This is a genomic window from Rufibacter roseus, assembly GCF_001647285.1.
Lineage (GTDB): Bacteria > Bacteroidota > Bacteroidia > Cytophagales > Hymenobacteraceae > Nibribacter > Nibribacter roseus.
This window is the reverse complement of sequence record NZ_LRML01000004.1, coordinates 101475-128103: the sequence shown is the minus strand read 5'-3', so window position 1 is coordinate 128103 and position 26629 is coordinate 101475. Positions and strand designations below refer to the sequence as shown.

The following is a 26629-nucleotide window of genomic DNA, read 5'->3' as shown; positions in this document are numbered from 1 at the left end:
TTTTTGCGCGCTTATGACCCAACGCATCCTTTCCTTTTTGCCCTTGCTGCTCTCTGTAATACTGTTGAGCGGCTGCGGTAAATTCAATAAATTAATGAAAAGTGACGACGTAGATAAAAAATACGCGGCGGCACTACAGTACTATGAAGAAAAGGAGTACGATAAAGCGGGTTCGCTTTTAGAAGACTTAATGCCTTTGCTGAAAGGCCGCAGCGAGTATGAGCGGGCTAATTTCTTGTACGCAAACACTAAATACCATCAGGGGCTTTACTTAGAGAGCTCGTACCACTTTATTTCATTTGGTCAGACGTTCCCGCGCAGTCAGTATGCGGAAGAAGCTGCCTACATGAACGCAAAGTCATTGGTGAATGAATCTCCTAGCCACAACCTGGACCAGCAAAATACCGTGCAGGCAATGTCGGCTTTACAGGAGTTTATGCGCCGTTACCCTGAAAGTAAATTTATGCCAGAGGCAAACTCTGTGTATGATGAGCTAGCTTACAAGATTGAGCTAAAAGCTTTTGAAAACGCCAAGCTGAATCATAAGCTCACAAAATATGATCCGCAGTATTTCAAAGCTGCTGTTGTAGCCCTGGAGAACTTTCGCAGAGATTTTCCGTCTTCCTCATTTAATGAAGAAGCCGCTTACCTGCGTATAGATGCTCAGCATAGTTACGCTAAACAAAGTATCGAGGCTAAGCAACGCGAACGTTTTCTGGAGGTAATTGCCTTCTATCAGGCATTTGTAGATGCATACCCGCAGAGCAAGTATCTACGGGCTGCCGAAGGACTTTATGATTCAAGCCTGAAAGAGATTGAAAGGCTGAAAAAGAATGAACCGGCCGCTGCCACGGCCACTAATAAATAATTTGTAAACACTCAATTCACTAGATATATGGCACAAGTACCAGCATCCATCGTTACCCGTAATGTCTCTGACCTGGCGGCTGAAACCGGCAACGTTTATGAGTCTGTATCCATCATTTCAAAGCGTGCAAACCAGATTGCGGTAAAGGTGAAAGAAGAATTGAACTCTAAATTAGCTGAGTTTGCCACTACCGTTGATAACCTGGAGGAGGTATTCGAGAACCGCGAGCAGATTGAAATCTCTAAGTATTACGAGCGTATGCCCAAGCCTACCAACATGGCCATTGAAGAGTTTGTGGAAGGAAAAGTTTACTTCCGTAAAGCTGACGACGAAGAGCAAACCTCTTCCGCCTTATAAGGTAGTCTGGTATGCTTCGGCATAAGAAAATACTACTGGGGGTGTGCGGCAGCATTGCGGCTTATAAAGCGGCCATGCTGGTACGCCTGCTGGTAAAAGCAGAAGCAGAAGTGCAGGTGATCCTGACCACTTCTGCTTCTGCTTTTATAACCCCTGTTACTTTAGCCACCTTATCTAAAAGACCGGCACTTACAGAGTTTGTGCGCAATGACCAGTCTGGCCAGTGGAATAACCACGTGGAACTGGGGCTGTGGGCCGATGCTCTGGTGGTGGCACCGGCCAGTGCTAACACGGTAGCTAAATTCGCACGCGGCCTCTGTGATAACCTTCTTTCGGCCACTTATCTATCAGCCAGATGCCCTGTGTTTGTGGCTCCCGCCATGGATCTGGACATGTACCAACATCCGGCGGTACAGGAGAACTTTAGGTTGTTGAAGTCTTATGGCAACCATATCATAGAAGCTGGTTACGGCGAACTGGCCAGCGGTTTGGTAGGGCAGGGGCGTATGGCGGAACCAGAAGAAATTGTGCAACACCTAGAACAGTATTTTACCTCCCGTGCAATTGTTTAGCGGCAAGAAAGTTTTAATTACGGCTGGACCCACCTATGAACCCATAGACCCGGTGCGTTTTATAGGAAATCACTCTACCGGTAAAATGGGCTATGCGTTGGCTCGTTGTTTTGCTGAGCAGGGGGCGCAGGTGTTTTTAGTTTCAGGGCCAACCGCTTTAAGGCTGGAACACCCCAACGTGGAGGTGATCAATGTAATGTCAGCAGATGATATGTTTGCTGCCTGCCAACCTTTGGCCGCCGAAACCGACGTATGGGTATTTGCCGCTGCCGTAGCTGACTATAAACCACAGCAGGTGGCTACTTCCAAAATAAAAAAAAGCGACGATTCTTTTACTATTCAACTCGTAAAGAACGTTGATATAGCAGCAACCTTGGGGCAGCAGAAAAGGTCAGATCAATTTGCTGTTGGGTTCGCTCTTGAAACGGATCAGGAGTTGCAGAACGCCCAAGCGAAACTGCAGAAGAAAAATCTGGACATGGTGGTGCTGAACTCTCTGCGTGACACAGGGGCTGGCTTCCGGCATGATACAAACAAAATCACCATTGTAAAGCCGCACACGGTAGAGGAGTACGAGCTGAAAGCAAAAGAACAGGTAGCGCAGGATATTCTGGAATCAATAAAAACTGAGTGGGCATGTTGGCAAAAAGATTAATATGGGTGGTTGGGCTATTTCTTCTACTGCCTTTTGCGGTGAAGGCGCAAGAGCTGCGGTGTGAAGTGATCGTGAACAGCGATCAGGTACAGGCCACTGACCGGCAGGTGTTTCAGCAAATGCAAAACGCCATTTCTGAAATAATGAACAACACCCGCTGGACAAATGAATACTACCAGAACGAAGAAAAGATCCGGTGCAAGATGTTTATCACCTTGCGGGCTATGCCAAGGGTTGGGCTTTTTGAGGCAAATACCCAAATTATCTCTAGCAGGCCAACCTACGGCTCTGGTTATGAAACCACTGTTCTATCTTTTGTAGATACTAAGTTCGCTTTTGAGTACAACCCTGCCCAACCTTTACAGTTCTCTCCCAACACCTACACTTCTAACTTAATGGCATTGCTCTCCTTCTATGCTTATACAATTATAGGCGTAGACCAAGACACATTTGCGAGACTGGGTGGAGCCAACGCTTATACTGAGGCCAATAACATTGTGAGCCTGGTGCAATCGGCGGGTAATACCGGTGGGGGTTGGAGCGCGAATGATGACGCCCGAAGCCGCTACTGGCTCTTGAACAATCTGCTTGATCCGCAGTTTGAGCCGTTGCGCGCTGCCATTTACCTGTACCACCGTCAGGGGCTGGATGTTATGGCGCAGGACAAAGAGGTAGCCCGCCAAAACGTTCTGGAAGCACTACAGAACATACAGCGGGTAGTACGCGTGCGGCCAGGCGCGGCAGCCCTCCGTTCTTTTTTCGAGGCAAAATCATCTGAATTAACCAACGTTTTCACGGCGGCAGCTCCAGAACAGAAGCAGCAGGCCTTTGAGCTTCTGACTCAAATTGATCCCACTAACAGAGCCAAGTACGAAGCCTTGACCAGAAGATAGCTCTTTCCTGAGCTTCATGCCCTTTATGCGGCTACTCATTCTTTCCGTTTTTTGCCTAATTTTGAAAAAGTAGCTCTAAAACAGCTTCGTAGAGGAACAGTCAATTGATATCTTTACTTTCAGTGAAAATAGAAGATACAGTTGCTGCCGAAGAAGGATTTTTGGAGTTGTTGTGTTGAGCAAAATTTTCCTTCAAAAAGCTGGAACTAAGGCTATATATATTAGCATTCATACTAAATAAATTGGCATATTTGTCTTTGTAAAAAGACAGAACCTCAAGCCCTGAATCAGGTGTATCTACCTCTATGCTCGTAGATTTAAAAATAAAGAATTACGCCCTCATTGAGCAGCTGGAGTTACAGCCTTCGCCGTTGCTTAATATTATTACCGGAGAAACCGGGGCCGGTAAATCTATCATGCTGGGGGCTATTGGGTTACTGCTGGGTAATCGCGCCGACTCAAAGCTCTTGTTCAATCAGGAGCAGAAATGTGTGATTGAAGGGGCCTTTAACATTGCTGAATACAAGCTGCAGTCTTTCTTTGAAGAGGAAGACCTGGACTTTGAGCCCATTAGCCTGCTGCGCCGCGAGATCAGTCCATCGGGTAAGTCAAGGGCTTTCATCAATGACACTCCTGTAACGCTGGAGACCTTGCGCCGCATAGGTGAGTTCCTGATGGATATTCACTCGCAGCATGATACACTCTTGCTGGGAGACCCTGCGTACCAATTAAACATTCTGGATTTGTACGCCCAGAACGAGAACCTGCGCTCCCAATATACTTCGGCTTACAAGACCTACCGGAAACTGGAGCGCGAGTACCAGAATCTGGAAGCGCAAATGGCGCAGTCGCAGAAAGAACTCGATTTCAATACCTATTTGTTGAACGAGCTAACCGATGCCAACCTGCAGCCTGAGGAGCAGGAAAGTCACGAAACGGAGCTAAAGCAACTGGAGCACGCCGAGGAAATAAAGCTGAAGCTGAGCCAGACTTTGCAGTACCTGACCGAAAGCGAATACAATGCCGCCGGAGCTATCAAAGAAGCCAGCCATTTGGTTGGGCAGGTAACTGAGTTTGGAGCTAACTTTCAAACATTAAAAGAGCGTCTGGACAGCTGCCTGATTGAGCTATCTGATATTGCCGGTGAACTGGAAGATGCCGAACGCAAAACAGAGGCCGACCCGCAAAGGGCGGAGCAGTTGCAGGAGCGTCTGGACCTGATTTACACCCTCCAGCGGAAGCACCAGGTGCGTACGAATGAAGAGTTGCTGGCTATTCAGGCGGAGTTGGAAACTAAGGTGGGCAGCGTGCACAGTCTTGATGTGGCGCTGGAGAAAACCAGAAAAGCTTTAGACTTGGCTTTAGCCGAGGTAAATGAGCGTGCTGCCCAGTTGTCTGAGAGCCGTACCAAAGTTTTTGAAACGTTCCAGAACGAACTCCATGGCTTGCTTACTGAGTTGGGCATGCCAAACGCGCGCGTGGTGGTAGAGCATAAAACTTCTGCCCCAGGACCAACGGGTATTGATGTGGTGAACATTTTATTCAGTGCCAACAAAGGTGCCGCGCCTCAAACCCTAAGCAAAGCAGCTTCAGGAGGTGAATTCTCGCGCCTCATGCTCTGCGTAAAGTACCTGCTAGCCGATAAAACCGCGCTGCCCACCATTATTTTTGATGAAATTGATACGGGTATTTCAGGAGAGATAGCTGTTAAAGTGGGCCGCATGATGCAGCAGATGTCTCAGAAGCACCAGTTGATCTGTATTTCGCACTTGCCACAAATGGCTGCCCAGGGCGATACTCATTACTTTGTGTACAAAGAAGACCGCGCCGACCGCACCATTAGCCGCATCAGGCAGCTGAGCCACGAGGAGCGGGTGCTTGAAATTGCGCAGATGATTGCCGGAGCCAATCCTTCAGAAAACGCCTTCCAGAGTGCCAAAGAACTTCTGGCGCTAAGTGTGTAGGCAAGTTCTTTCATGGTTATGAAGAGTTCGATTATTTCTTTTAGATGGACTTTGAAAGTAAACTAATGGAGCTCGGGTTGAGCCTGCCACAGGTGTCTGTGCCTGGAGGCAATTATGTTTCTGTAAACATCAGGAAAGATATTGCCTACGTAGCTATACAATTTCCGATCATGAATGGGGAGTTCCTGTATCAGGGGTGCTTGGGCCATGGTGTAACAACACCGGAGGGATACAAGGCAATGCAGCTTTGCGCACTGAATGTAATTGCTCAAGTCCACCAGAAAATTGGCTTAAGCAAAATTGTTGGGCTCAACCATATTGATGCTTACTTTCAGGCAGCAGATGACTGGGATGAATCTCCTGAAGTGGTAAACGGTGCCTCTGATCTATTCATGGAACTCCTCGGGCAAAAGGGAATTCATTCCAGAGCAATTTTTGGCGTAGACAAACTGCCTCGTAATTTTTGTGTGGGCCTTACAAGTTCCTTTACAATTGAATAAGAAACACCTCAAAATCGGCATAATCTGTAGCGATTTTGAGGTGTTTTTCATAAAGTAGGCATAAAACAGGATTTGTAGCCTCAGTGAAGAACTAACAACATCCTTCATAAACCTTTACAATCTAGAATAGGCGCACTTTCTATTCTTCCTCCCGATTAACAGTGTTCATGTCAAAAGCTGGTACACAAACTGACCAGTATTCGCATTCTTCCTCAAACGGATTAGAGTAACGGATGCGGGCCCCACCTTTTATCAAAAGCGTCTGGCCTGCTGCCAGTACAACCGTTTCGCCATCAATCTCAATTTGTTTCCGGCCACGCAGCACTATGGTTACTTCGTCAAATTCTGGCGTTTGGTGAGGTTCTGACCAATTAGGCGGAGCCACCATGTAGGCAACGCTAAAAGTCTGGGTTTGGGTACTGGCTAAACCGAAGTGTTCTTCAATTAGCTTGCCGTCGGTGGTGGGTACCACAAAAGGTTTGTTTTGTAAAATATATTTCTTTTCGCTCATATGCATCTGGTGTCGGTACATGCAGTACCATCTTGAGTCTTGAGTCTATTTAGCGTCTGGGCATTCACCCTTGGTGTAAGAGGTTACTCCAGCTTTGTCGGCCATGCAGGCATTACTATAAGTTTTCTGATCGCAGCCACACACGGGGTCGTACTGCATGGTACAAGCGCCATTGGGGTCAATTTTAGAGGGGTCAACGCAGGCGGTGTCGTCTTGCTGAGTACTCTTGCATGATGCCGCAGTGAGGGCTGTGCCCAAGCAAAGGAGGTAAAGGTAATTTTTCATAGTGCAGTGTTCTTGTAGCGTATACGTTGGTTAGATATGGGGCTGAAGCTGGGTTTAGATCTTTTTCGGATAATTTCTGAAAAGGAAGCGATAAACACCTAACCTCATCAAAATTAATACGTAAAGGAATTGAATATATATATCTTACAATATTTGCGTTATGCTTCTAAAGAACGCAGGCAATGCGACAACTTTAAGCTTTGTTCATTCTTAAACTAAAACCCTTAATATTTTAAAACCATGAAAAACGACAACACCAAAATTTTGATTGCCGCTGCCGCAGGAGCTGCCGCTGGCGTAGTAGCCGGAATTTTAATGGCACCTACCACCGGAAAAGATTCTCGTGATGGCCTATTGAAATTGGCCGGACAAGTGGCCGAAGGCTTTAACGGACAACTATCTACATATATTGAGAAATTAGGTGGCTTGACTAGCTTGTTGAACGGCGAAGGAAACGATGCAAGTACTACTGCCTCTGTTGGAGCCGATGCCTCTACCGGTACTACCGCCGACGGTGGAACTGGCGCAGGAGCCTAAGGAAAAGCATTGCATTCAGTCCCATAAATTGTGGCAGATAACCTAATATATGGTTTCCCGTTAATATGGTATATACACTATGTAGTGCATATACGGTGTATCTGAATGATCTTGTTCCTTTAAAACAAATAAAACGATGAAAGACAATAGCGGAAAAATCATCCTGGCTCTTTTGGCCGGTGCTAGTGCCGGAGTAGTGGCAGGTATATTAATGGCCCCTGAAACTGGCGAGGTTTCTCGTGGCAACTTGAAAAAGTCAGCTTCTAAATTAGGGCAAGACCTGGAGTCTAAACTGCAAGCCAGCATGGAGCAATTACAGGCACTCTCTACAAGCGCAGGTGCACTGTTGAGCAAACTGCCTGTTGGCGGTAATGCCGGCGGAAGTGCCGATGTGGTTCAAACCGGTTCTAACACTACACCAACTTCGCACTTAGATGGTATACCTAACGGCGGGAACGATGGTTCTGCCGATGGAAACACCAAAGGTGGTACCACCGGAAGAGGAAAAGGTAAGAAAGCTGCTTCAAGCGGAAGCGGAGATTCTACCGGTTCTGGCGGAGGATCTAACGCTAGTGCCTAACATCTGACATAAAATCTTTAACCGTTCTGTAACCTTGTGTAGGCAGTGCCGTTAAAGAAAGTAAGAATGATTGGTTAAATGGTTTATGCGAAACCGATGAAGCTAAGCTAAGCAGAAAGTCGGCGCTGAAACTCGCGAAGAATCGTAAGGGATGCGGTGATGGTTTAGTCAGCAGAACAACAGTAGCAAATAAGAAATCATTTAATCAATATGGAAAGCCTTCCCAGACGGGGAAGGCTTTCTGCATTTATACAGGTTCTGTTTAGGTTATCTCACTTGAGGAGCAGGGGCTCGCTGTTACGTTTTGAGCTTGTTTTTCTAATAGTAGGCCTAAAACAGAAGCGGCTGCCTTCTTGGCAGCCGCTTCTGTTTTCAAGCTGACGTACTTTAGGAGCACATCAGCACATTAGTTATTCTCTGGCTTCATCTGTGGGAAGAACAGTACTTCCTGTATAGACGGTGAGTTGGTCATGATCATGCTCAACCGATCAATACCTATGCCCAGACCAGCCGTTGGCGGCATACCATATTCCAAAGCACGAAGGAAGTCTTCATCCAGCACCATGGCTTCAGTGTCGCCGCGTTTTCCTAACTCCAACTGCTCTTCAAAACGGGCGCGCTGGTCAATAGGGTCATTCAACTCAGAGAAGGCGTTGCAGATCTCTTTACCGTTACAGATTGCCTCAAAACGCTCAACCAAACCTTCTTTGCTGCGGTGTTTCTTTGCCAGCGGGCTCATCTCTACCGGATAGTCTGTGATGAAGGTTGGTTGGATCAATTTCCCCTCACACATCTCGCCGAAGATTTCATCAATGATTTTGCCTTTGCCGATGTTCGGATCAAGCTTGATGCCTAGGCCGGCAGCAGTTTCGCGCAACTGCGGCTCGTCCATTTCAGAGATATCAATCTTGGTGAAGTGCTCAATGGCTTCAAACATGGTGAAACGTTTCCAAGGGCGGGCGAAGTTGATTTTGTTTTCCCCTACCTGCACCTCAGTTGTTCCGTGAAGCGCTAAGGCTACCTTCTCTACCATCTCTTCCACCAGATCCATCATCCAATAGTAGTCTTTGTAGGCTACATAAAGCTCCACCTGCGTGAATTCTGGATTGTGGAAACGACTCATGCCTTCGTTCCGGAAATCTTTGGAGAACTCGTACACACCGTCAAACCCACCCACTATCAAGCGCTTCAGGTACAGCTCATTGGCAATACGCAGGTACAGCGTCATATCAAGGGTGTTGTGGTGCGTTTTGAACGGACGGGCAGCAGCACCGCCGTACAACGGCTGAAGAATAGGGGTTTCCACCTCTAAGTATCCGCGTTCGTTCAGGTAATCACGCATGGTGTTCACCAGTTTGGTGCGCTTAATGAAAGTCTCACGCACCTCAGGGTTTACCACCAAGTCCACGTAACGCTGACGGTAACGCAGTTCTGGATCGGTGAAGGCATCATATACGTGCTCTACGCCATTCTCGTCAACCTCACGCTTTACAATAGGTAATGGCTTCAATGACTTAGTGAGCAGTTTCAGTTCCGTCACGTGCACTGAGGTTTCGCCTACCTGTGTTTTGAACACATAGCCCTTTACACCAATAAAGTCACCAATGTCCAGCATCTTCTTGAACACGGTGTTGTACAGGTCTTTGTTTTCGCCCGGGGCGATGTCATCACGAGATACGTAAATCTGGATGCGGCCTGAGCTATCCATAAGCTCGGCAAACGAGGCCTTGCCCATGACGCGGCGGCTCATTAAGCGGCCCGCCAGGCTTACCTCTTGGTAATTATTCTGCTCTGGGTCGTAGTTGTCCTTTATTTCTTTGGCCGTGGCAGTCACGTCAAAAAGTTCGGAAGGGTAGGGGTTAATGCCCATCTTCTGTAGCTCTTCGCGCTCATGGCGCCGGCGCAGTTCCTGTTCGCTTAATTGCATGGAAACGTCTTGTTCAGTGGATTCTAAAAATCAAACCGCAAATTTCGGAAATAATTCGCAGACATGAAGAGGTTTAGGCAGTTTTCGTTTCTTTCAAACATACTCTATTGCCAACAGCAGGTTTTTCAGTTTAAAGCTAACCCTACAGCAGTGTTTTAGGCCTCTTTTTGGAAAATTAGGTCTAAAACACTTCTTCAACTTCAGAAAGTAAAGCAGGGTAACAGATGCCTTTTGCCACCAAACCGACCACAAGCGTGAAAACTACGTTTAAGACAGGACTAATTTTCTGAACTATGAAATGTGAATTAAGTTTGATATTTGAAGAAAACGACGGCACTCTACGCTGGTTGTTCAATATACTTATCTATGCCCACCAAATAAGTGACCCTCAGGTACGTAAAGCTTTGCAGCCTACCTTAAAAGAATTTCTGCACAAAAGAAGCTACCAGGAGGTGATCAGATTGGCCGAAACAGATATAGACGAGGGTGATTTTGTACGGGACTACATCAACCAGGATCTTCTCAAGTTCAATGCGGGGCAGGTACGGATGACCGGCGAAAAAATAAAAGCGATGTGTTTTACTATTGCCCAGGCTGGGCAAATGGAAGCCGCCGCCGACCCAGATTCTGTAGCACCTGAAGTGATGAATCTTTTCAGAGATCATGAATTGAAGCTAAACCAAATTAAACAATGTGCCATAGAGGCCTTGAAAGAGGCCGGAGCCAAAGGTGTTTCTATTGAGCGCTTCAGTTATGAATAGCTTAGAAATTTGAAGATGGTGGTGAGGAATTGTTGGGAGGATAAAACGTTTTCGCTGTTTTTAGAAAAACAGGCCGAAAACAGCAATCTTAAAATTTACTCCCGCACTCATAGCATTAAGCAGCTGCAGACAATTGCATGGTAGAGCCTCCTTCTAAAAAGAGTGGTTCTACCTGTTTGTGCAGCCTTGCCTCTACAAAGCTGTGCTTTAAGTGTTCTGGCAGCTCTTTTACCAGCTGCTGATACTGTTCTATGCCCATGGCCTTTGCCACATAACTTTCATGTATACCATTTAAGTAGCTGACAATAGACAGCAGCGACTCATGAAATAGCTTAAAATCTATCTCTGCCTCAACAAAACGGTCTATTTCTTTTTGGGTTGAGGAGATTCGTAAGCGACTCAGCAAGTCGAAAAGAGTAGTGTAACCCATGCGCCAGGTAATCTGTTGCCAATGCTGCGCCGACCATTTCTCCAGAATTTCACCGGTTTTGTTGCTCCTAATAGCGGTTGCCGGGTTACTCTGTACCTGTTGCCGTATAGTAGTGGCTGCTAGTTTTCTGGTAGTGCGTAAAAACTGCCCCACCTGTGCCTGTGCCTCTATTTCTTTACCGGCAATCTGTAGGCCTGGCTTATAGCCAGCCAGTGGCAACCGGTGAATACTGAAGTCACCGTAGGGGCCGGCAGCGTAAAAGCCAATAGCTCTAGGGTAGGCGTTTTTCACCACTAATCTTCCAGCTTCCCTTCTAATGGCAGCCTCTTGGTTTGTTTTAATGCCCAAGGTGAACAAAAAAGCCTGCAAACCAGCAAACACCGCATAATAAGCCTGCGGGAATGTCCAGTGTAACGCATTCCGCAGGTAAGTGTCATCGCCTAACTCTGCCGTAGCTCTTAGAGCATATTCAGTGCTCCAGGAGTTGTGCAGAATTTTGGTTAGGCTTCTTAAGTCCTGTTCTGTTAATTCAGCAGAATGCTGCCGGAAAAACACTTGATGGCCTAAGCCTGCCTCGTCTGCACTATGGTTTATATGGTAGTTGATGGCAAAAAAGTAGTTCAGGAACACCTGCGCCGGAATAGATTTCCGCCACGCCGAATCCTGTTGTTTTTGCTCTTCCTGAAAGAGCGGAATTACATTTTCTTCGTGTACCTTCTTCATGTTTAGAAAACACTTTTGAAGGAGGTAAAGTTGCATGATTAGCAGTAATGCTTTGTTTTTATGCATTGATTTACAGATTGTTATGAATTTTTTTATTAGCTTTCAAAGAGAGAAGTCAATGAAAAAGAGAAGGGTATTGGTTGTAATATCTGCTTTGAAGCTAGAGATTTTGTATATAAACCTAATGCTTAATATACTGATGCCTATGTTGAATGTGCAAAGGCAAGTACCTCTCTGCAGGCGCTGCGGCAGTAAGATGTTTGGTCAAACTTATGGTAGTGGTTATAAAATTATGTGGTAATTATTAGGTGAAGCAACTGAAATAAATATATTTGCCTATAGTTAAAGCGTTCTTTTTCAGTATTTTTTATACAAATGTGTTTTAATTAACCCCTTACTTTATTCTATGATGAAACCCTTACAAACATTGAAATTACTTTTAGTTACAGGTCTTGGCTTAGTGAGTTTAGAGGCTTCTGCCCAAACTTTTTACGAGCCTTTTACTGGACCTGGTACCTTAGCTGGCTATAACGGATGGATAACCGCCCTTGGCACGCCTGATGAAACAATGAAGCAAAGTGGTAGCCTGTCCTACTCAGGTTTGAAAACTTCACAGGGTGATAAAGTAGTGCTGAGATCTACTAACTCAGAATATCTAAACCGTTTGTTTGATACGCCCGTTACCTCGGGTACCCTTTATGGTTCAGCCTTAGTAAGAGTATTAGATACCGACGGCTTGTTAGATAACGGCACCATAGGCAACTACTTCATGCATTTTGTGAGAGCCGCAGGATCTACTCCTTATCAGGCCCGGGTATATGTAAGAGCCGGTAGTGCACCAAACACATTCAACATTGGTATCTTGAATAACACTAATGCCGGAGGCCCAACCACTCCAGTATCTGGCACAGAAATGTTTGGTACCAGCCCTATAGACTTTACCATTGGAGAAACATACCTCATTGTGTTCCGGCATGATATGACCTCTAACTCTTCCAGCATCTGGGTGAATCCAACCCTTGGTGGAACGGAAGAGCCGGAGCCAATGTACACTGCTACTGCTGGTGCCCCTACTACTGCGTTGGCGGGTATTGCTTTCCGGCAACTTAATTCAGCCGGAAGAGGTACTGGCAACATAGAAGTAGATGAGATAAGAATTGGACCTTCTTTTGATGCCGTTACCCCAACTGAGCCATTAGGAGTAAAAGAGTTTGCAGCAGGTACCATAAGTCTGTATCCTAACCCTACCCAAGGGGCGGTTCAGCTTAAATTGCCTGCTAGTTTAGCGGCTAATAACAACATTGACCTGAGTGTTTACAGCATGAGCGGAGAAGTGATTTTAAATGCCACTGGTTCTGAGAATGCAATGAACTTACAGTTAGCTGAAAAATTAAATGCAGCGGCAGCTGGGGTTTATGTAGTAAGAATCAATTGCGCCGGCCAAAGCTTTCAGACGAAAATGGTGAAAACCAACTAAAAAATTTTGTTAATTGGCAAGGTTAGAAGCAAGTCTACAGAGTATACCTGAAGACTTGCTTTTTTTATGACAGGTTTTGTCAGTCAAATTCCCTGATGTTACAAATCTAATCGTCAGAGGCAAGGGTTAATTTCTTCATTGTTGCCGAAGATTTTACACGTAATACTGCCTTGCTTTTCTCTCCTTTGCTCTTGTAAGAATCAGAAGAACTGAACGCATTGTAAGAAATACAATGGTAAGGCTGTCTTGTTATGATCTTCTCATAAAAAAGCATTGAAATACTGTGTGTTTTACAAGAATAGCTATAAGCAAAATTTTTACATAAAATTAACTTATGGCTAATGGTAAGAACGGGTGTTATACTTACTTTTGCCTATCTGTATTAGTGCGAACGGTTGTCAGTAAGCTTATTGCCTCAATACATATAAAGCTCTTGAACATTTACTTAAATACTTATTTTTATGGTTAAACCCTTACACAAATTAGGTTTCTTATTAGCTGCTGGCTTATCACTAGTAAATGGCTTAGATGCATTTGCACAGACAAATCCTGCCCCTCAAACTTTGCCATACGAGCAGAACTTTAATTCAATGGGTTCAGCAGGTACCACGCTTCCGGCAGGTGTCGCAGCTTGGGTTTCTCCTGCTAAGAATAGCAAGGAGGCAGCGCTAACTACTACCGTATCTGCTGATGCTTCTATTTCTGCTGTGACTACTACTCAAACTAGTAGTTCAAGTGTTTACAACTATTATAATAACGAAAACAATCAGTTGTACATTCAATTGACTGGTAATTCAACTACCGGAGCTAGTGTGTTGGCTACCGCTATTAACACAACAAATTATTCTGACGTAACGGTAGCTTATGAGATAAATCTCATTCATGACCAGCCAAGGTCTGCCGGCGTAACCTTACAATATAGAGTAGGTGAGACCGGTGATTGGATTGAAGTAGCAGATAGCGACTATAGCAGTGTTGATAGAGTAGCCAATGCTAAGCAGGAAATATCTGTTACGTTGCCAGATGCAGCCGAGAATCAGCCAATCGTGCAGTTGCGCTGGGTAACCTATGAAGTAGTAGTGAGTGGTGCAAGTGGAGGAAGAGATGGTCTTGGGTTTGACAATATTGTCATTAACGGCTCTACCACTACAGGCGTAAAAGAATTTGGAGCAGGTAACATAGGGTTATATCCTAACCCAACTACTAGTGTAGCCAAATTACAATTACCTGCCAGCCTTGCTGCTAAAGGAAATGTAGGCTTAACAGTTTACAGCCTTGATGGTAAAGTTCTTTTAAAAGCTGCTGGTTCTGAGCAGACTTTAAATGCTGAGCTTGCTCAGAAATTAACCGCTGCTGCTGCAGGTATCTATTTGGTACGTATAGATGGCAACGGAGAGTCTTTCCAGACCAGAATCATTAAAAACTAACGATTGAGATTTCTTAGCTGATAAAATTCAGCAAACAATATTGAGGAGCCACCTGGGGAGTAACCAGGTGGCTTTTCTTTTATGCCGGTTACCACTCTTTAAATGTTATCTTCAGGTTGTACTCATGCGGCATTGGTAACTTGTTTTGTTATTTGATAAGTTGCTGATAATGAATACGCAATAGATTATTGGTGACAGATATTTTTTTCTGCTTGCGGATTTTTTTGACAGGAACCGTATTTATTAAATAGGATTAGCAGAGGAGTTAGTCTGTATTATTTAAATATTAACCAAGTTGTGATGGTAAAAAAACTACAAAAGCTTAGTTTACTTCTGATTGGTTTAATCTGGACAGCATATTCGCCTGATGCATTGGCGCAGATTAATCTTTCCGGAGGTAATTATACAGAGAATTTTGATGGAATGGGGAGCACCACCACCTTGCCAACGGGTTGGGCGGCCATAAGAATGTCTGGTAACGGTACGGTAGGTGAAAGATTGTCGCCGGAGGTGTCAAATGGTGACAGTAACAGTGGTAACGTGTACAATGTAGGTGCAACGGGATCATCTGACCGTGCCCTTGGTTCGCTTGCCTCCGGAACTACAATTCCAGCCTTTGGCGTGAGTTTTACCAACGGCACCAACAATGATATTACCAGGCTGAGCATAGCTGGGGTAATGGAACAGTGGAAAACCGGTAGCGCGTCAGATGTAAATGAGGTAGTCACCTTTGAATACAGTACCAATGCCACAAGTTTAAATACCGGCACCTGGGTGGCTGTGTCTTCGCTTAATCTAGTTGAAAAACAAGTAAGTTCATCTTCGGCAGCGGCTATAAATGGAAATGCTGATACTAATAAAACTGCCATCAATGGTGCAATTGATCTTCTCTTGCGCTCTGGTGAAATCGTATGGTTCAGGTGGACAGACAACAATGATGTTGGTAATGACGGAATGTATGCCCTTGATGACCTAACGGTAACCCCTACCTATAGTGCCGTAGACAATGTTCCTCCTTCTCTTATTTCTACTACACCGGTTAATGGAGCAGCTAACGTGGCTACCCAACTTGACATTGTGTTGAACTTTAGCGAATTAGTTTTAGCTGGAACGGGGCAGGTAACGCTCAGCTGGGACGGTGGAAGTATCTCCAGAAGTGCGACAGATCCAGAAGTGGAGTACAATGGTGAGCAGGTAATCATTAAGAATATTGCCTTACAACCTGGTATTACATACACGGCAACTGTTGACAACAGGGCATTCAAAGATGTCTCTGGTAATTTTTTCGCAGGTATATCCGGTTCTAGTTATACTTTCACCACCTCAGCAACGGGTACACCCACCATTAGCACCTCAGAAAGCTCCCTGACCTTTCCGCTTACTGAAACAATGAGAAAGTCAGCCGGAGCAGGGTATGATTTGTCAGCTATGTATTTACAAGGACCTGTTACAGTATCAGTAAACGGGCCTTATCAAATTTCTAAAACAAATGAGGAGACTAACTACGGAACCGCATCTTTGACTTATACACAGGCAGAACTGGCTGCGGCGCAGAAAGTCTATGTTCGTTTTGCCCCGGAAAGTACGACTGATAACACGGGTACTATTACGCATACTTCTGCCGGAGCGCAAGAGGTAACAGTGACGTTGTCTGGCACTGCGTATAATCCTAATTTTCAAAATTTCGATGCCTGCAGCTCTGCATTGCCTGGCGGTTGGACTCAATACAGCATTACCGGCGCCCAAACTTGGAGCTGCACTACCTTTGGCCAAACTGGCAATGCCGTGCAGATGAGTGGGTTCAGCGGAGGAAATCAAACAAACGAAGATTGGCTTATCTCACCTCCAGTTGACTTAAGTAGCGGCTACACCTATCCGGTACTTTCTTTCTGGTCCAGAACAGCATTTGCTGGAGCTCCTTTAAAACTGATGGTATCTACTAATTACAGCGGCACAGGCAGCCCTACTGCCAACGGAGTTACTTGGGCAGAGTTGAATGGTCAGTTTCCGGCAGAGAATTCCAATGTATGGAAGGAGACCTTGAATGTTGATCTTTCTAATTTCAAGCAGAGCAACGTGTACATTGCCTTTGTCTACAACTCTACAACTAGTGCAGCTCCCAGATGGACCATTGATGATGTTGCCATCACAAATTCCAACACAATGCCACCCGCAAGCCTGGTTAGTAGCCTAAACTATTTGGCCAACGCTGATTTCGGAATTGTTGCGCCGGGCACAACCGTAGATAAAACTTTTACTTTCAACATCAATGGTTTACATTCTGAGGTGACTTTAGAAGCGCCTGAGCAATTCATTTTGTCTAAAAACGGTACAGATTTCTCTCGGAGTATAACCTTTACACAGGCAGAGGGGGCTTCGAACACCTTTACTGTTCGCTTTACTGCGCCTAACGTAACCGATAAAGCTTTTGCCGGACCAGTTACTTTCGCAGCCGAAAATCTCAACCAGACAGTTGGATATCTTACCGCCTCGGTGTTAGATAAAGACAGAACGTTTGACGTAGTTACCTGGAACATTGAGTGGTTCGGCTCTACCGGCCAAGGGCCCAGCAATGAAACACTGCAGCGGGATAACGTGAAGAAAGTGATAGAAGCCCTGGACGCCGATGTGTATGCTTTTCAGGAGATCTCAAATGAAACAGCTTTCAATGAGCTTAAAGCTTTGTTGCCAGCGTACGACGGGTTTATGTCGGCGTATGCCAATAATAGCCAGGAGGTGGCTTATTTTTATAAAAGAGCTACAGTAAATGAAGTGCACCGGAGATATTTGCTGCAGGGGACTACGGGTATCCAGAATTTCTGGGCCAGCGGAAGATATCCATATCTTCTGGAGGTAGATGCCACCATTAACGGCATTTCTAAACGGATTCATTTGATTAATATTCATGCCAAGGCGAACGAGAGCGGCTCCCCTGAAGTAGCACTTAACGCCTACAACCGCCGAAGAGTAGACGTGCAGGTATTGAAGGATTCTTTGGACCGCTACTTCCCAACCGCAAACATCATTATGCTGGGAGATTACAATGATGACATTGACTTTACGGTGGCAGACATTAGTAGTCCCACGGCCTCTACTTATCAATCTTTTGTAGATGATGTGAACCGGTATCGTTTTGCCAGTATGCCTTTGAGCCAAGCAGGCCTGCGCTCATACGTAACCCGTGATAATGTAATAGACCATATCATGTATTCAAACGAGCTGCAGGATTACTATATCACCAATTCTGCCCGTGTAGTAATACCGTTTGACATAGTGAATGCGTCTTCCGCTGATTACTACACCAGTACTACCTCAGACCACTTGCCTGTTATGGCACGCTTCAATTTTACGGGACCACTCGGTATTGAAGATAAGAGCTATGCGGCTGGTTTCAAGGTATACCCAAATCCATCTACAGGAACAGTACAGTTAGCTTTGCCTTCCGGAATGGGGGGTAAGGCATTTGAGTTGCAGTTATACTCCCTTACAGGTGAGGTTCTTCTGAAAACTAACGGCAACGCTGATGCCGTAACTAACCGTTTAAACCAAAAATTAAGTGCAGCGGCAGCTGGCATGTATCTGGTAAGGGTAAAGGCCGCAGGCAATACCTATCAGGTAAGAATAGTGAAGAACTAGCACGTCAAAAAGTGAAACCAAAGCCTGCTCAATTCTAATGGGCAGGCTTTTTTATGCGCTGAATAATACGTTACTTTAGCCGCTTTTCAAGTTATTTGGCCAATAAGAGACATCTTCTTTGTACCTTCTTTGCTCAGCTTTTTCAGAAGGTACTAATTAGTTGCCATTGTTTTTAAGCCGTTTTTCAAAAAGACATCCAAAACGTATGAACCCCACTTTGTTTCGAAATATTTTCCTGCTGGTAATGGTGCTGCTTCAGTTTGTGGGCTGCCGTTTTTCCAGTCAAAAAACAGTAAGCACAGCCCAAGGAGAAAGAGGTGTTATTGCCTCTAAGGGCATGGTAGTAAGTGCGCACCCAGAAGCGTCAAGAATTGGTTTGGAAATATTGAAGAAGGGTGGCAATGCCTATGATGCAGCGGTAGCTACAGGCTTTGCCTTGGCCGTTGCTTTTCCGGTAGCCGGAAATATTGGTGGTGGCGGTTTTTTGGTATACAGAAAGAATAACGGAGAAACTGGTTCTTTAGACTATCGTGAAAGAGGACCCGCTGCAGCTACCAGAGACATGTATCTTGATGCCCAAGGCAATGTGCTGCCAGAGGCCAGTACATTAGGACATTTGGCCGTAGGCGTACCGGGTGCAGTAGACGGATTAGTGGAGACACACCGGAAATTAGGCACACTGCCTTGGAAAGAAGTAATTCAGCCTTCTATAGACTTAGCTGTTAAGGGGGTAGTACTGACTGAGCGGGAGGCAAATGCTTTGAATGAAACCCGTGAGGAGTTTATTCAAGCCAATAAGTTCAACCCTCACTTGGTACGAAATACTCCCTGGAAAGCTGGTGATGTGCTGCCGCTCACAGAATTGGCTCGTACCTTAGAGCGTGTCAGAGACAAGGGTAGAGCAGGTTTTTATGAAGGAGAGACTGCTGATTTGTTTGTGAAAGAAATGAGACGCGGCGGTGGAATAATCACCCATCAAGATCTGAAAGAATACAAGCCTGTTTGGCGTAACCCTGTAATTGGCACCTACAGAGGGTATAAAGTAATTTCAATGCCGCCACCTTCCAGCGGCGGTTTAGCTTTGCTGCAGCTGCTCAAAATGGTGGAGCCTTATGACTTAAGAGCCTGGGGATGGCAGAAGCCAAACACAGTACATGTTATGGTAGAGGCGGAGCGGCGGGTGTACGCTGACCGAGCAACTTACTTAGGTGATCCGGATTATTATAAGGTGCCTGTAGAAAAGCTGCTAGACCAAGACTACCTGCGCCAACGCATGGCTACTGTACAAATGAACAAAGCTACTCCCTCGGTACAGGTATTGGCCGGCGACTTTATGGCGAAGGAAAGTGACCAGACCACGCATTATTCTATTGTAGACCAATGGGGAAATGCAGCCTCTGTGACCACTACATTGAATGGTAACTATGGTTCTAAAGTGGTGGTAGAAGGTGCTGGCTTTCTGTTGAACAATGAAATGGATGACTTTAGCGCAAAACCTGGTGTACCGAATATGTTTGGTTTATTAGGTGGTGAGGCTAACGCCATCGCTCCAGGTAAGCGAATGCTCAGCTCTATGACTCCAACCATACTTGAAAAAGACGGAGAGCTTTTCATGATTGTAGGCACACCTGGCGGTTCTACCATTATCACTTCTGTTTTCCAAACTATACTTAACGTGATAGACCATGGCATGACCATGCAGGCTGCAGTAAGTGCACCGCGGTTCCATCACCAGTGGTTGCCAGACCACATTCAGCCAGAGGCAGCAGCGCTTACGCCAGAGGTCAGAGAAACTTTACAAAAAATTGGGCACCAAATACGCAACCGTGGCAAATTTGGAAGGGTAGAAGGAATAGTGAGATTACCCAACGGAACATGGGAAGGAGGCGCCGACCCTAGAGGAGACGATGTAGCTTATGGATATTAATTAATTATACCTTCTAGAACTGAGATGAACTTTAAAGTCTACTCCGCAGTTTAATGATCATCAAAACAATGCTATTATAGGCAAGCCATATACTGGCTTCTATTGTTGAATTTCTTTTTTAGTATATATCCATGAAGTTGAAAAGAATACTTGCCTTTGGGCTGGTAATGCTCGGAGCTAGTCTTGCAGAAGCTCAAACGGTACCTAAAAGAACCATGGTACCCAGGCTTTACCATCAAAACTACTTTTATCTTAACCCAGCCTATGCCGGTGCTGAGGGGAAGAGAGTCTTAGGCTTGACCACACACCTTAACTCTATTGGAGGTAAGTCATCTTCGGCTCCGTTGTCTGTCATAGCCACGTATCAAGGGCAAGTGGGAGATACCACTCGTAATGGAGTAGGCGTGCTGATGATGTATGACCAATTTGATGCTTTCTGGCTCGGAAAGTTTGGTTTGACCTATTCTAAGAGATTTATTTTAGGCGAGCAAAGCAGTATTGCCATAGGTGCCCAACTGGCAGCCGAATATTTGAACGTTGATTTGTATGAGTTGCCAGCAGGGCCTGATGGGCGCCGTATGGTTGGTCATGACAATGATCTTAGACCAGACATTGACTTAGGGGTTTGGTTGAACCATCGTGATTTTTATGCTGGGGCTAGTTTCACTAGTTTATTGAAGCCTACTTTCAATTTATCACAGACTGCTGAACGTGAAGATGTAAGAGAAATGTTTTTGACGGCAGGCTATAAATTCAACTTGGCTGATCAGGTAAGCATCACTCCATCTTTCTTAGTAGATCGTGCTTTATATTCAGGTGCTGAAACAAATATTCAAGCTGGAGCCTTGGCTAATTATAAAGTTTTGGTGGGTGGCTTGTTTTACCGTGGCCAATTCGATAAATCTGCTCCTGTAGTAGTAAATGCCGGCGTAAACCTTAATGACAAGTTCCAGTTCATGACTTCCTTTGACATCACAAAAGAAGCAAATGGTGTAGCTAAGCCTGATCCGCAAGTAGAGGCAAGTCTTAGATATAAATTCTAATACTTATTTGTAATAAAACAAAAAGGGCGGTGCAACAGCACCGCCCTTTTTGTTTTTACTGCCTTTACATGAATGGTAACTCCGTTGCGCTACATAGAGTAGAAGTAAGAAACCATTTCAGCCTGCCTTATATGGACATTTCTTACATTCTAAACGAATTAGGTGAAGACAGAGACAGCTATTTCAATGCAGTGGCACCACCTATTGTTCAGACCAGCAACTTTGCCTGCCGTACCGTGGAAGCCATGCGCTATGCTCTGCAGCATGAAGCCGAGGTAGATTTCTACACCCGTGGCAACAACCCAACCGTGGATATGCTGGAGAAGAAAATTGCCGCGCTGGAAGGAACTGAACATGCCATTGCTTTTGGCAGTGGTATAGCGGCGGTGTCTGCAGCGGTGCTTTCTCAGGTAAGAGCGGGAGACCATGTGGTGTGTGTGAAAAAGCCTTACACGTGGACGAATAAACTGATGCAGCGGTTCTTGCCCCGTTTTGGGGTAGAAGTGACAATGGTTGACGGAACTGATCCTGCTAATTATTTGGCAGCAACCCAACCTAACACAGTACTCTACTTCTTAGAGAGCCCCAACTCTTTTACGTTTGAGCTGCAAGACATTGCCGCCATTGCAGCGTTGGCAAAAGAACGTGGAATTTGCACCGTCATAGACAACAGCTTTGCAAGCCCTTTGTTCCAGAATCCGGCAAGCATGGGAATTGACTTGGTGGTGCACTCGGCAACAAAGTATATTGGTGGTCACAGCGATGCCATGGGAGGGGTTGTGTGTGGAACCCGCCAGATGATCAACAAGATCTTTGAAACTGAGTTCATGACTTTAGGTGCAGTGCTGTCTCCGCATGATGCTTGGTTACTTTTGCGCGGACTACGCACATTGCCCATCCGGATGGAGCGGATTGCCCAAACTACCAGACAGGTAGTGGCATACTTGCAAACCCGAGAGGAAATAGAGGAAATTATGTGGCCTTTTCTGCCGGCACACCCCCAGTACCAGTTAGCTAAAGCGCAGATGAAGAATAATACTGGTCAGTTTACCATCCGGCTTAAAACAGACAAAATAGAAGAGGTAGATCTTTTCTGTGACAGCTTACAACACTTTCTGATGGCTGCTTCTTGGGGTGGGCATGAGTCTTTGATTTATCCGGCTGCTGCAGCTTATAAATCGGGTAACTATAAATCTTCACTGCCTTTTACCTTGGTGAGGTTCTACATAGGGCTAGAGGAACCAGAATATCTTATCAAAGATATAGAGCAAGCCTTGGAGAAGATGAAGGGCAGATAACAGAAGAATGCACAATATCTGTTTTAGGCATGTTTTTAGAAAAACAGGCAAAAAAAGAGCCGCTGTAATTTTACAGCGGCTCTTTTAGTTTAGAATTTTTAATGATTATAATCCATCACGAAGAATGGCAACTGCCTCTCTGATATAAAGATCTTTCTTCGCATTGCGGGTGAAGGCCTCAAATCTGGCAGAAGCTGCAGTGTCTGCGGCAAGTTTAGAAACATCGTTTTTCAAAGTAGCTACCTCTAGCTGCGGAATGTTTTTACGGGCAGTCTCCAATTTTTTGGCCTCTTCCTGATTCTTTTTCTCCTGCGCCAAGTAAGTGCTAAGCTTTAATGAACGAGTGGTATTCTCTACTCTTTCCTGCAAACGCAAAGCACTTTGGTTGATCAATGAAAAAGTTGGGCTCTCTTTTACGCGGTTTTTGGCAGAGGCTACTACTTTCTGCATCGGGAAGGAAGGGTTGTTCCAAGCTGTGAATTTAGCCGGTTGAATTTCATCGAACGGAAGGGCATAGGTCTGCTCTTTCTCACCATACTTCAGGTAAGTGTACGTATCCGGAAGAACAACATCTGGCGTAACACCTCTTAGCTGTACCGTTTTTCCGCTTACTCTATAATATTTTTGAGTAGTCAGCTTTAAGTGACCTAGCGGCTTAACAGCGTCAAAGGAAGCAGGTAGCACCTGGTCTAAATCAAAGAACTGCTGTACAGTACCTTTTCCGTAGGTAGAAGAACCCACAATAATACCACGCTTATAATCTTGAATGGCAGCGGCAAGTATTTCAGAGGCTGAAGCACTGTTTTCATTTACCAACACCACCAACGGCCCACCAAACTGCACCTGCGCATCGCGGTCTTCTAGCACGGCGGCAGGGCCATTGGCAGATTTAACCTGTACTACTGGTCCGGACTTGATGAATAAGCCTACCATGTCCACCACGTCTTGCAGTGAGCCACCCCCGTTGTTGCGCAAGTCAAGAATAATTCCCTGAGCGTTCTCTTGCTTCAGTTTTGCTACTTCGGCAGCTACGTCTTTACCGCTGTTGCGCCCACCGGCATTTTTAAAGTCAGCATAAAAGGCAGGGAGGTGAATATACCCAATTGGCTTCTGGCCTTTTATCAGTAACGATTTGGCATAACCTTCTTCGCGTACCACCACATCTCTTATAATAGAGATGATTTTCATGGTACCATCTACCTTTTTAACGTGTAATCTTACTTCTGTACCTTTTTTGCCTCTGATTAAAGATACCGCTTTGTCCAGACGCATGCCCTGCACATCAACCGGCTCTTTGTCGCCTTGGGCCACCATTAGAATGGCATCACCAGGCTTTAATTCTCCTTGCATATAAGAAGGGCTTCCCGGAGTGATTTCAGAAACTTTAATTACTCCGTCTTTCTCCGTCAGAACCGCACCTATACCTTCTAAACGGCCAGAGAATTCAAAGTCAAAGTCTTCTTTTTCTTTTGGTGCGAAATACTCAGTATGCGGGTCGTAGATATTGGCAAAGGAGTTAAGATAGGTTGAACGCCAGTCTTCACTCTCAAACTGCCCCATCCGCTTGAACAGTTCATCATAATTCTCACGAAGCTTTTTGCGGGCATCGGCCTCAATTTGAGTAAATGTTTTCTTAGGTTGGGTAGCTCCCGTAGTATCAGCTTTCTCCTGACTGTCTACGGCATCTGCTACTCTGATCAGGGCTTGATACTTTAAATATTTGCGCCACTCTTCTTTTAAAGCGGCTTGACTAGTGGCGTATTTTAACTTTTCAGATTTTACCTCAATGGTTTCCTCCTTGTCAAATGAAAAGGGCTTGTCCAGAATTTCTTTATAGTAGCTTTCGGCCTCTTGTACTCGTTTTTTGAACAATTGCATAGAAAGGTCAAAAAACTCAAATGATCCGCTCTGAATCTGATCGTCCAGACGGGTACGGTAAGCCATTAGCTTATCTACGTCAGACTGCAGCAAGAACTTTTTGTTATTATCCAGGCGCTCCAGGTACAGGTCAAATGCTTTCTGCGAGAAATTATCATCCAAACGCTCCGGAGAGTAGTGAGCCGAGCTCAGACCTCTGATCAGAACTTGGGTGAGAACTTCATTTTTCTGGTCACGGGTGGGGCCATCTTTTTCCAGTAGTTTATAGGAGGCTATGCCAAATACCACTGAGGCAGCGGCACCGTAGGCAACCAGTTTATTTTTAAGTGAGAACATATGTCAATGTGATAAAGTCGGCAAGTATATAACAAAAGTAGTGCCTGTTTTAGCGCATACAGTACTCTGTATAACGAAAATAACCCCAATAAGGTGTAAGCAACCTGTTAATTTATAAAATAAAATGTAAGAAAACAGAAAAGTGCCAGAATTTAACTTTTTGTAGTTGATTTTTGAAAGAATGTAGCTCCAGCGCTTTGATATCATTTTATAATTTGTTAAAATAGTAGGCATGCAGACTAACTGAAAACTAAGGCTGCACGTAACCCTTAATAAAACTCAAGTCGAACCGTCATAAAAATCTTATTTAAACCAATGTAACACTTAAACCTCAAACACTATGGAAATGAAAACAGCTTATCCGGCCACCCTTCAAGACATCATTTTTGAAGGACGTAACAAAGCCTACGGAGCTTATCTGTTGCGGAAGTTGTACCCTCGGCACATAGGGCAAGCCCTACTGATGGCAATTGCAATGTTCACTTTGCTGTTTTCATTACCCATTCTGGTAGGAAAGCTGTTTGGAAGCGATGAGGTGGTGGTGCCAAAGGCAGATCCAACAACACCTATTTGGTATGATTATAAAGAGCTGCCGGTTGTACAACCTGAAGTGACCCCTCCGGTTGAGCAGCCAGAAAGCGGCGGCAAGAAAGTAGCCACTATCAAAGACACCACTCCAAAAGTGGTAGATGATAAAAAAGACGTGACTGATGTCATTCCTGACCGAAGTACGGTTGCCCAGTCTACCGCTGGCCTTGCTACTCAAGATGGAGACGGCCCCGCCACCATTGACAATCCTGCACTTGGCGACGGTACCGGAACAGGTACTGGTATAGGAGACGGAGACGGGGCTGGTACTTCTACCGGAACCTCTAACGTAGAACCCTTTGTAGTTGTAGAACAAATGCCAGAGTTTAACGGAGGAATGGCTAAACTCATGGATTTTGTAAGTAAAAACATTCGCTACCCTGGTGGCGCCCAACGAAATGGCATAGAAGGAACTGTGGTAGCCAGCTTTGTCATCATGCCTAATGGCGAAGTGGCTGATATCACCATTTTAAAAGGATTAGGCTATGGCACCGAAGAAGAAGCCATTAGGGTTCTGAAAAAGATGCCCCGCTGGAAACCGGGAGTGCAAAATGGCCGCAAAGTACCTGTAAGAATGACCCTCCCGATAAGGCTGGAGTTAAAATAAAGCTTGCGGCATATTCAAATAAAAATCCCTGGCAGTTATACTGCCAGGAATTTTTATTTGAAATTTGTATCAAGACAGAATTTTGTGATCCGGCTTCCACTGAAGCCACTTTTCTTAAGTGAAAAATTTTAAAGCCTAAAGTAAGTGTAATTGAGTCTCTGGTTTAAGCTTCTTTTTGGTAAAACAGCTTAAAAACACTTAAAGGTAACTGGGCAAAAAAAAGAAGGACCAGCTATGACAGCTGGCCCTTCTTTTTAATCTATTTTTGATTAACGGTAGATGTGCTCACCGCGGTGAGTACGCCATTCGTTTTCGAAATAATCGGCATCGGCTTGGTTGCGAGGGGTCACGCCCATCACAATGTTACCTTCTTTGATGCCGGACTCATATACTTTGGCACGTTCTTCCGGAATACCAGAACCAACCAAGGCACCTAATAGGCCACCAGTTAAACCACCAGCACCAGCACCAGCTAAACCAGCTGCTAACGGGCCAGCAATAACCAAACCTAAACCAGGTAAGGCAACTGAAGTACCAATGGCGGCAATAGCACCTACAATAGCACCTAAAGTACCACCAATGGCTGAACCGGCTCCGGCTCCTTCAAGAGCTTTGTTTCCTAGATCAGTGTCGTTGTCTCTGTTGTCTGCGAAGTGGCGCTTACGGGCATCATCGCTCATAATTACGTTCACGTCGTCTTTTGTGTAGCCGCGTGAATGTAAAGCGTTGTATGCGCGTTCTGCACTTTCTCTATCTCTGAACATACCCGTCATCATGCGGGAATTCCCGGTGTTTCCAGTGTGGTTTTCCATAGCTCGTTGTTTAATATTAAGTAAGTGTAACATAGTT

The 26629-nt window shown here is 45.2% G+C and carries 23 protein-coding genes; 17 read left to right on the top strand and 6 right to left on the bottom strand.

The window, feature by feature from the left end; all coding sequences use genetic code 11:
• Positions 1-13 precede the first annotated feature (13 nt).
• The 7 genes from A8O23_RS06865 (at position 14) to A8O23_RS06835 (ending at position 5809) form a co-directional block, all read left to right on the top strand.
• Complete coding sequence (locus A8O23_RS06865) at positions 14-868, top strand: outer membrane protein assembly factor BamD (protein ID WP_066618639.1); 855 nt, start codon at positions 14-16, stop codon at positions 866-868.
• A 27-nt stretch (positions 869-895) separates the two neighbouring features.
• Positions 896-1225 (top strand): DNA-directed RNA polymerase subunit omega, encoded by a 330-nt coding sequence (locus A8O23_RS06860; RefSeq protein ID WP_066618636.1) that lies wholly within the window; start codon positions 896-898, stop codon positions 1223-1225.
• 11 nt (positions 1226-1236) lie between these two features.
• Entirely contained in the window at positions 1237-1797 is a 561-nt protein-coding gene (locus tag A8O23_RS22050) for a flavoprotein (RefSeq protein ID WP_066618633.1), read from the top strand.
• On the top strand, positions 1784-2452 hold the full coding sequence (gene coaBC / locus A8O23_RS22045; RefSeq protein ID WP_066618631.1) for a bifunctional phosphopantothenoylcysteine decarboxylase/phosphopantothenate--cysteine ligase CoaBC: 669 nt from the start codon (positions 1784-1786) through the stop codon (positions 2450-2452). Before A8O23_RS22050 ends, coaBC begins: the two co-directional genes overlap by 14 nt.
• Positions 2434-3345, top strand: coding sequence for a type IX secretion system protein PorD (porD, locus tag A8O23_RS06845; protein WP_066618629.1), 912 nt, complete (start codon positions 2434-2436; stop codon positions 3343-3345). The genes coaBC and porD overlap by 19 nt, the downstream gene beginning before the upstream one ends.
• 305 nt (positions 3346-3650) lie before the next feature.
• Positions 3651-5309: a DNA repair protein RecN gene (gene recN / locus A8O23_RS06840; protein WP_066618627.1), complete on the top strand. Its 1659-nt coding sequence runs from the start codon at positions 3651-3653 to the stop codon at positions 5307-5309.
• Positions 5310-5374: 65 nt separating this feature from the next.
• Complete coding sequence (locus A8O23_RS06835) at positions 5375-5809, top strand: RidA family protein (protein ID WP_239693357.1); 435 nt, start codon at positions 5375-5377, stop codon at positions 5807-5809.
• 139 nt (positions 5810-5948) lie between these two features.
• Here the strand turns inward: A8O23_RS06835 and A8O23_RS06830 are convergent, their stop codons facing one another.
• Positions 5949-6320: a cupin domain-containing protein gene (locus A8O23_RS06830; RefSeq protein WP_066618622.1), complete on the bottom strand. Its 372-nt coding sequence runs from the start codon at positions 6318-6320 to the stop codon at positions 5949-5951.
• A 45-nt stretch (positions 6321-6365) separates the two neighbouring features.
• Positions 6366-6605, bottom strand: coding sequence for a Kazal-type serine protease inhibitor family protein (locus A8O23_RS06825; RefSeq protein WP_066618619.1), 240 nt, complete (start codon positions 6603-6605; stop codon positions 6366-6368).
• A 240-nt stretch (positions 6606-6845) separates the two neighbouring features.
• Here A8O23_RS06825 and A8O23_RS06820 point away from each other — a divergent pair, with 240 nt between their 5' ends.
• On the top strand, positions 6846-7142 hold the full coding sequence (locus A8O23_RS06820) for a YtxH domain-containing protein (protein ID WP_066618616.1): 297 nt from the start codon (positions 6846-6848) through the stop codon (positions 7140-7142).
• Between the two features lie 136 nt (positions 7143-7278).
• Complete coding sequence (locus A8O23_RS06815) at positions 7279-7722, top strand: YtxH domain-containing protein (RefSeq protein WP_066618614.1); 444 nt, start codon at positions 7279-7281, stop codon at positions 7720-7722.
• 406 nt (positions 7723-8128) lie between these two features.
• Here A8O23_RS06815 and lysS read toward each other — a convergent pair whose 3' ends face one another.
• Entirely contained in the window at positions 8129-9649 is a 1521-nt protein-coding gene (lysS, locus tag A8O23_RS06810) for a lysine--tRNA ligase (RefSeq protein ID WP_066618612.1), read from the bottom strand.
• Between the two features lie 293 nt (positions 9650-9942).
• Between lysS and A8O23_RS06805 the strand changes: the two genes are divergently transcribed.
• Positions 9943-10410 (top strand): hypothetical protein, encoded by a 468-nt coding sequence (locus A8O23_RS06805; RefSeq protein WP_066618610.1) that lies wholly within the window; start codon positions 9943-9945, stop codon positions 10408-10410.
• Positions 10411-10525: 115 nt separating this feature from the next.
• Here A8O23_RS06805 and A8O23_RS06800 read toward each other — a convergent pair whose 3' ends face one another.
• Positions 10526-11563 carry a hypothetical protein gene (locus tag A8O23_RS06800; protein ID WP_066618607.1) on the bottom strand — a complete coding sequence of 346 codons (1038 nt, stop codon included), beginning with the start codon at positions 11561-11563 and terminating at the stop codon, positions 10526-10528.
• Positions 11564-11969: 406 nt separating this feature from the next.
• On the opposite strand from A8O23_RS06800, the gene A8O23_RS06790 reads away from it, so the two are divergent.
• From A8O23_RS06790 to A8O23_RS06765, 6 genes are all read left to right on the top strand, one after another.
• On the top strand, positions 11970-13040 hold the full coding sequence (locus A8O23_RS06790; protein WP_066618600.1) for a T9SS type A sorting domain-containing protein: 1071 nt from the start codon (positions 11970-11972) through the stop codon (positions 13038-13040).
• Positions 13041-13501: 461 nt separating this feature from the next.
• Positions 13502-14467: a T9SS type A sorting domain-containing protein gene (locus A8O23_RS06785; protein WP_066618598.1), complete on the top strand. Its 966-nt coding sequence runs from the start codon at positions 13502-13504 to the stop codon at positions 14465-14467.
• A 300-nt stretch (positions 14468-14767) separates the two neighbouring features.
• A complete protein-coding gene (locus A8O23_RS06780; RefSeq protein WP_066618593.1) occupies positions 14768-18103 on the top strand; it encodes a T9SS-dependent choice-of-anchor J family protein in 3336 nt (1111 codons plus the stop codon).
• A gap of 205 nt (positions 18104-18308) precedes the next feature.
• Positions 18309-20030 (top strand): gamma-glutamyltransferase, encoded by a 1722-nt coding sequence (ggt, locus tag A8O23_RS06775; protein ID WP_192849034.1) that lies wholly within the window; start codon positions 18309-18311, stop codon positions 20028-20030.
• A gap of 131 nt (positions 20031-20161) precedes the next feature.
• Entirely contained in the window at positions 20162-21073 is a 912-nt protein-coding gene (locus tag A8O23_RS06770; RefSeq protein WP_066618590.1) for a PorP/SprF family type IX secretion system membrane protein, read from the top strand.
• 131 nt (positions 21074-21204) lie between these two features.
• The gene (locus tag A8O23_RS06765; protein WP_066619483.1) at positions 21205-22371 is read left to right on the top strand and encodes a trans-sulfuration enzyme family protein; all 1167 of its coding nucleotides are present in this window, start codon (positions 21205-21207) and stop codon (positions 22369-22371) included.
• 105 nt (positions 22372-22476) lie between these two features.
• Here A8O23_RS06765 and A8O23_RS06760 read toward each other — a convergent pair whose 3' ends face one another.
• Positions 22477-24585 carry a carboxy terminal-processing peptidase gene (locus A8O23_RS06760; protein WP_066618587.1) on the bottom strand — a complete coding sequence of 703 codons (2109 nt, stop codon included), beginning with the start codon at positions 24583-24585 and terminating at the stop codon, positions 22477-22479.
• Between the two features lie 340 nt (positions 24586-24925).
• On the opposite strand from A8O23_RS06760, the gene A8O23_RS06755 reads away from it, so the two are divergent.
• Positions 24926-25780, top strand: a complete 855-nt coding sequence (locus A8O23_RS06755; protein WP_066618584.1) for an energy transducer TonB — start codon at positions 24926-24928, stop codon at positions 25778-25780.
• Between the two features lie 269 nt (positions 25781-26049).
• On the opposite strand, the gene A8O23_RS06750 is transcribed toward A8O23_RS06755, so the two are convergent.
• On the bottom strand, positions 26050-26592 hold the full coding sequence (locus A8O23_RS06750; RefSeq protein ID WP_066618582.1) for a hypothetical protein: 543 nt from the start codon (positions 26590-26592) through the stop codon (positions 26050-26052).
• Between the last annotated feature and the right edge of the window lie 37 nt (positions 26593-26629).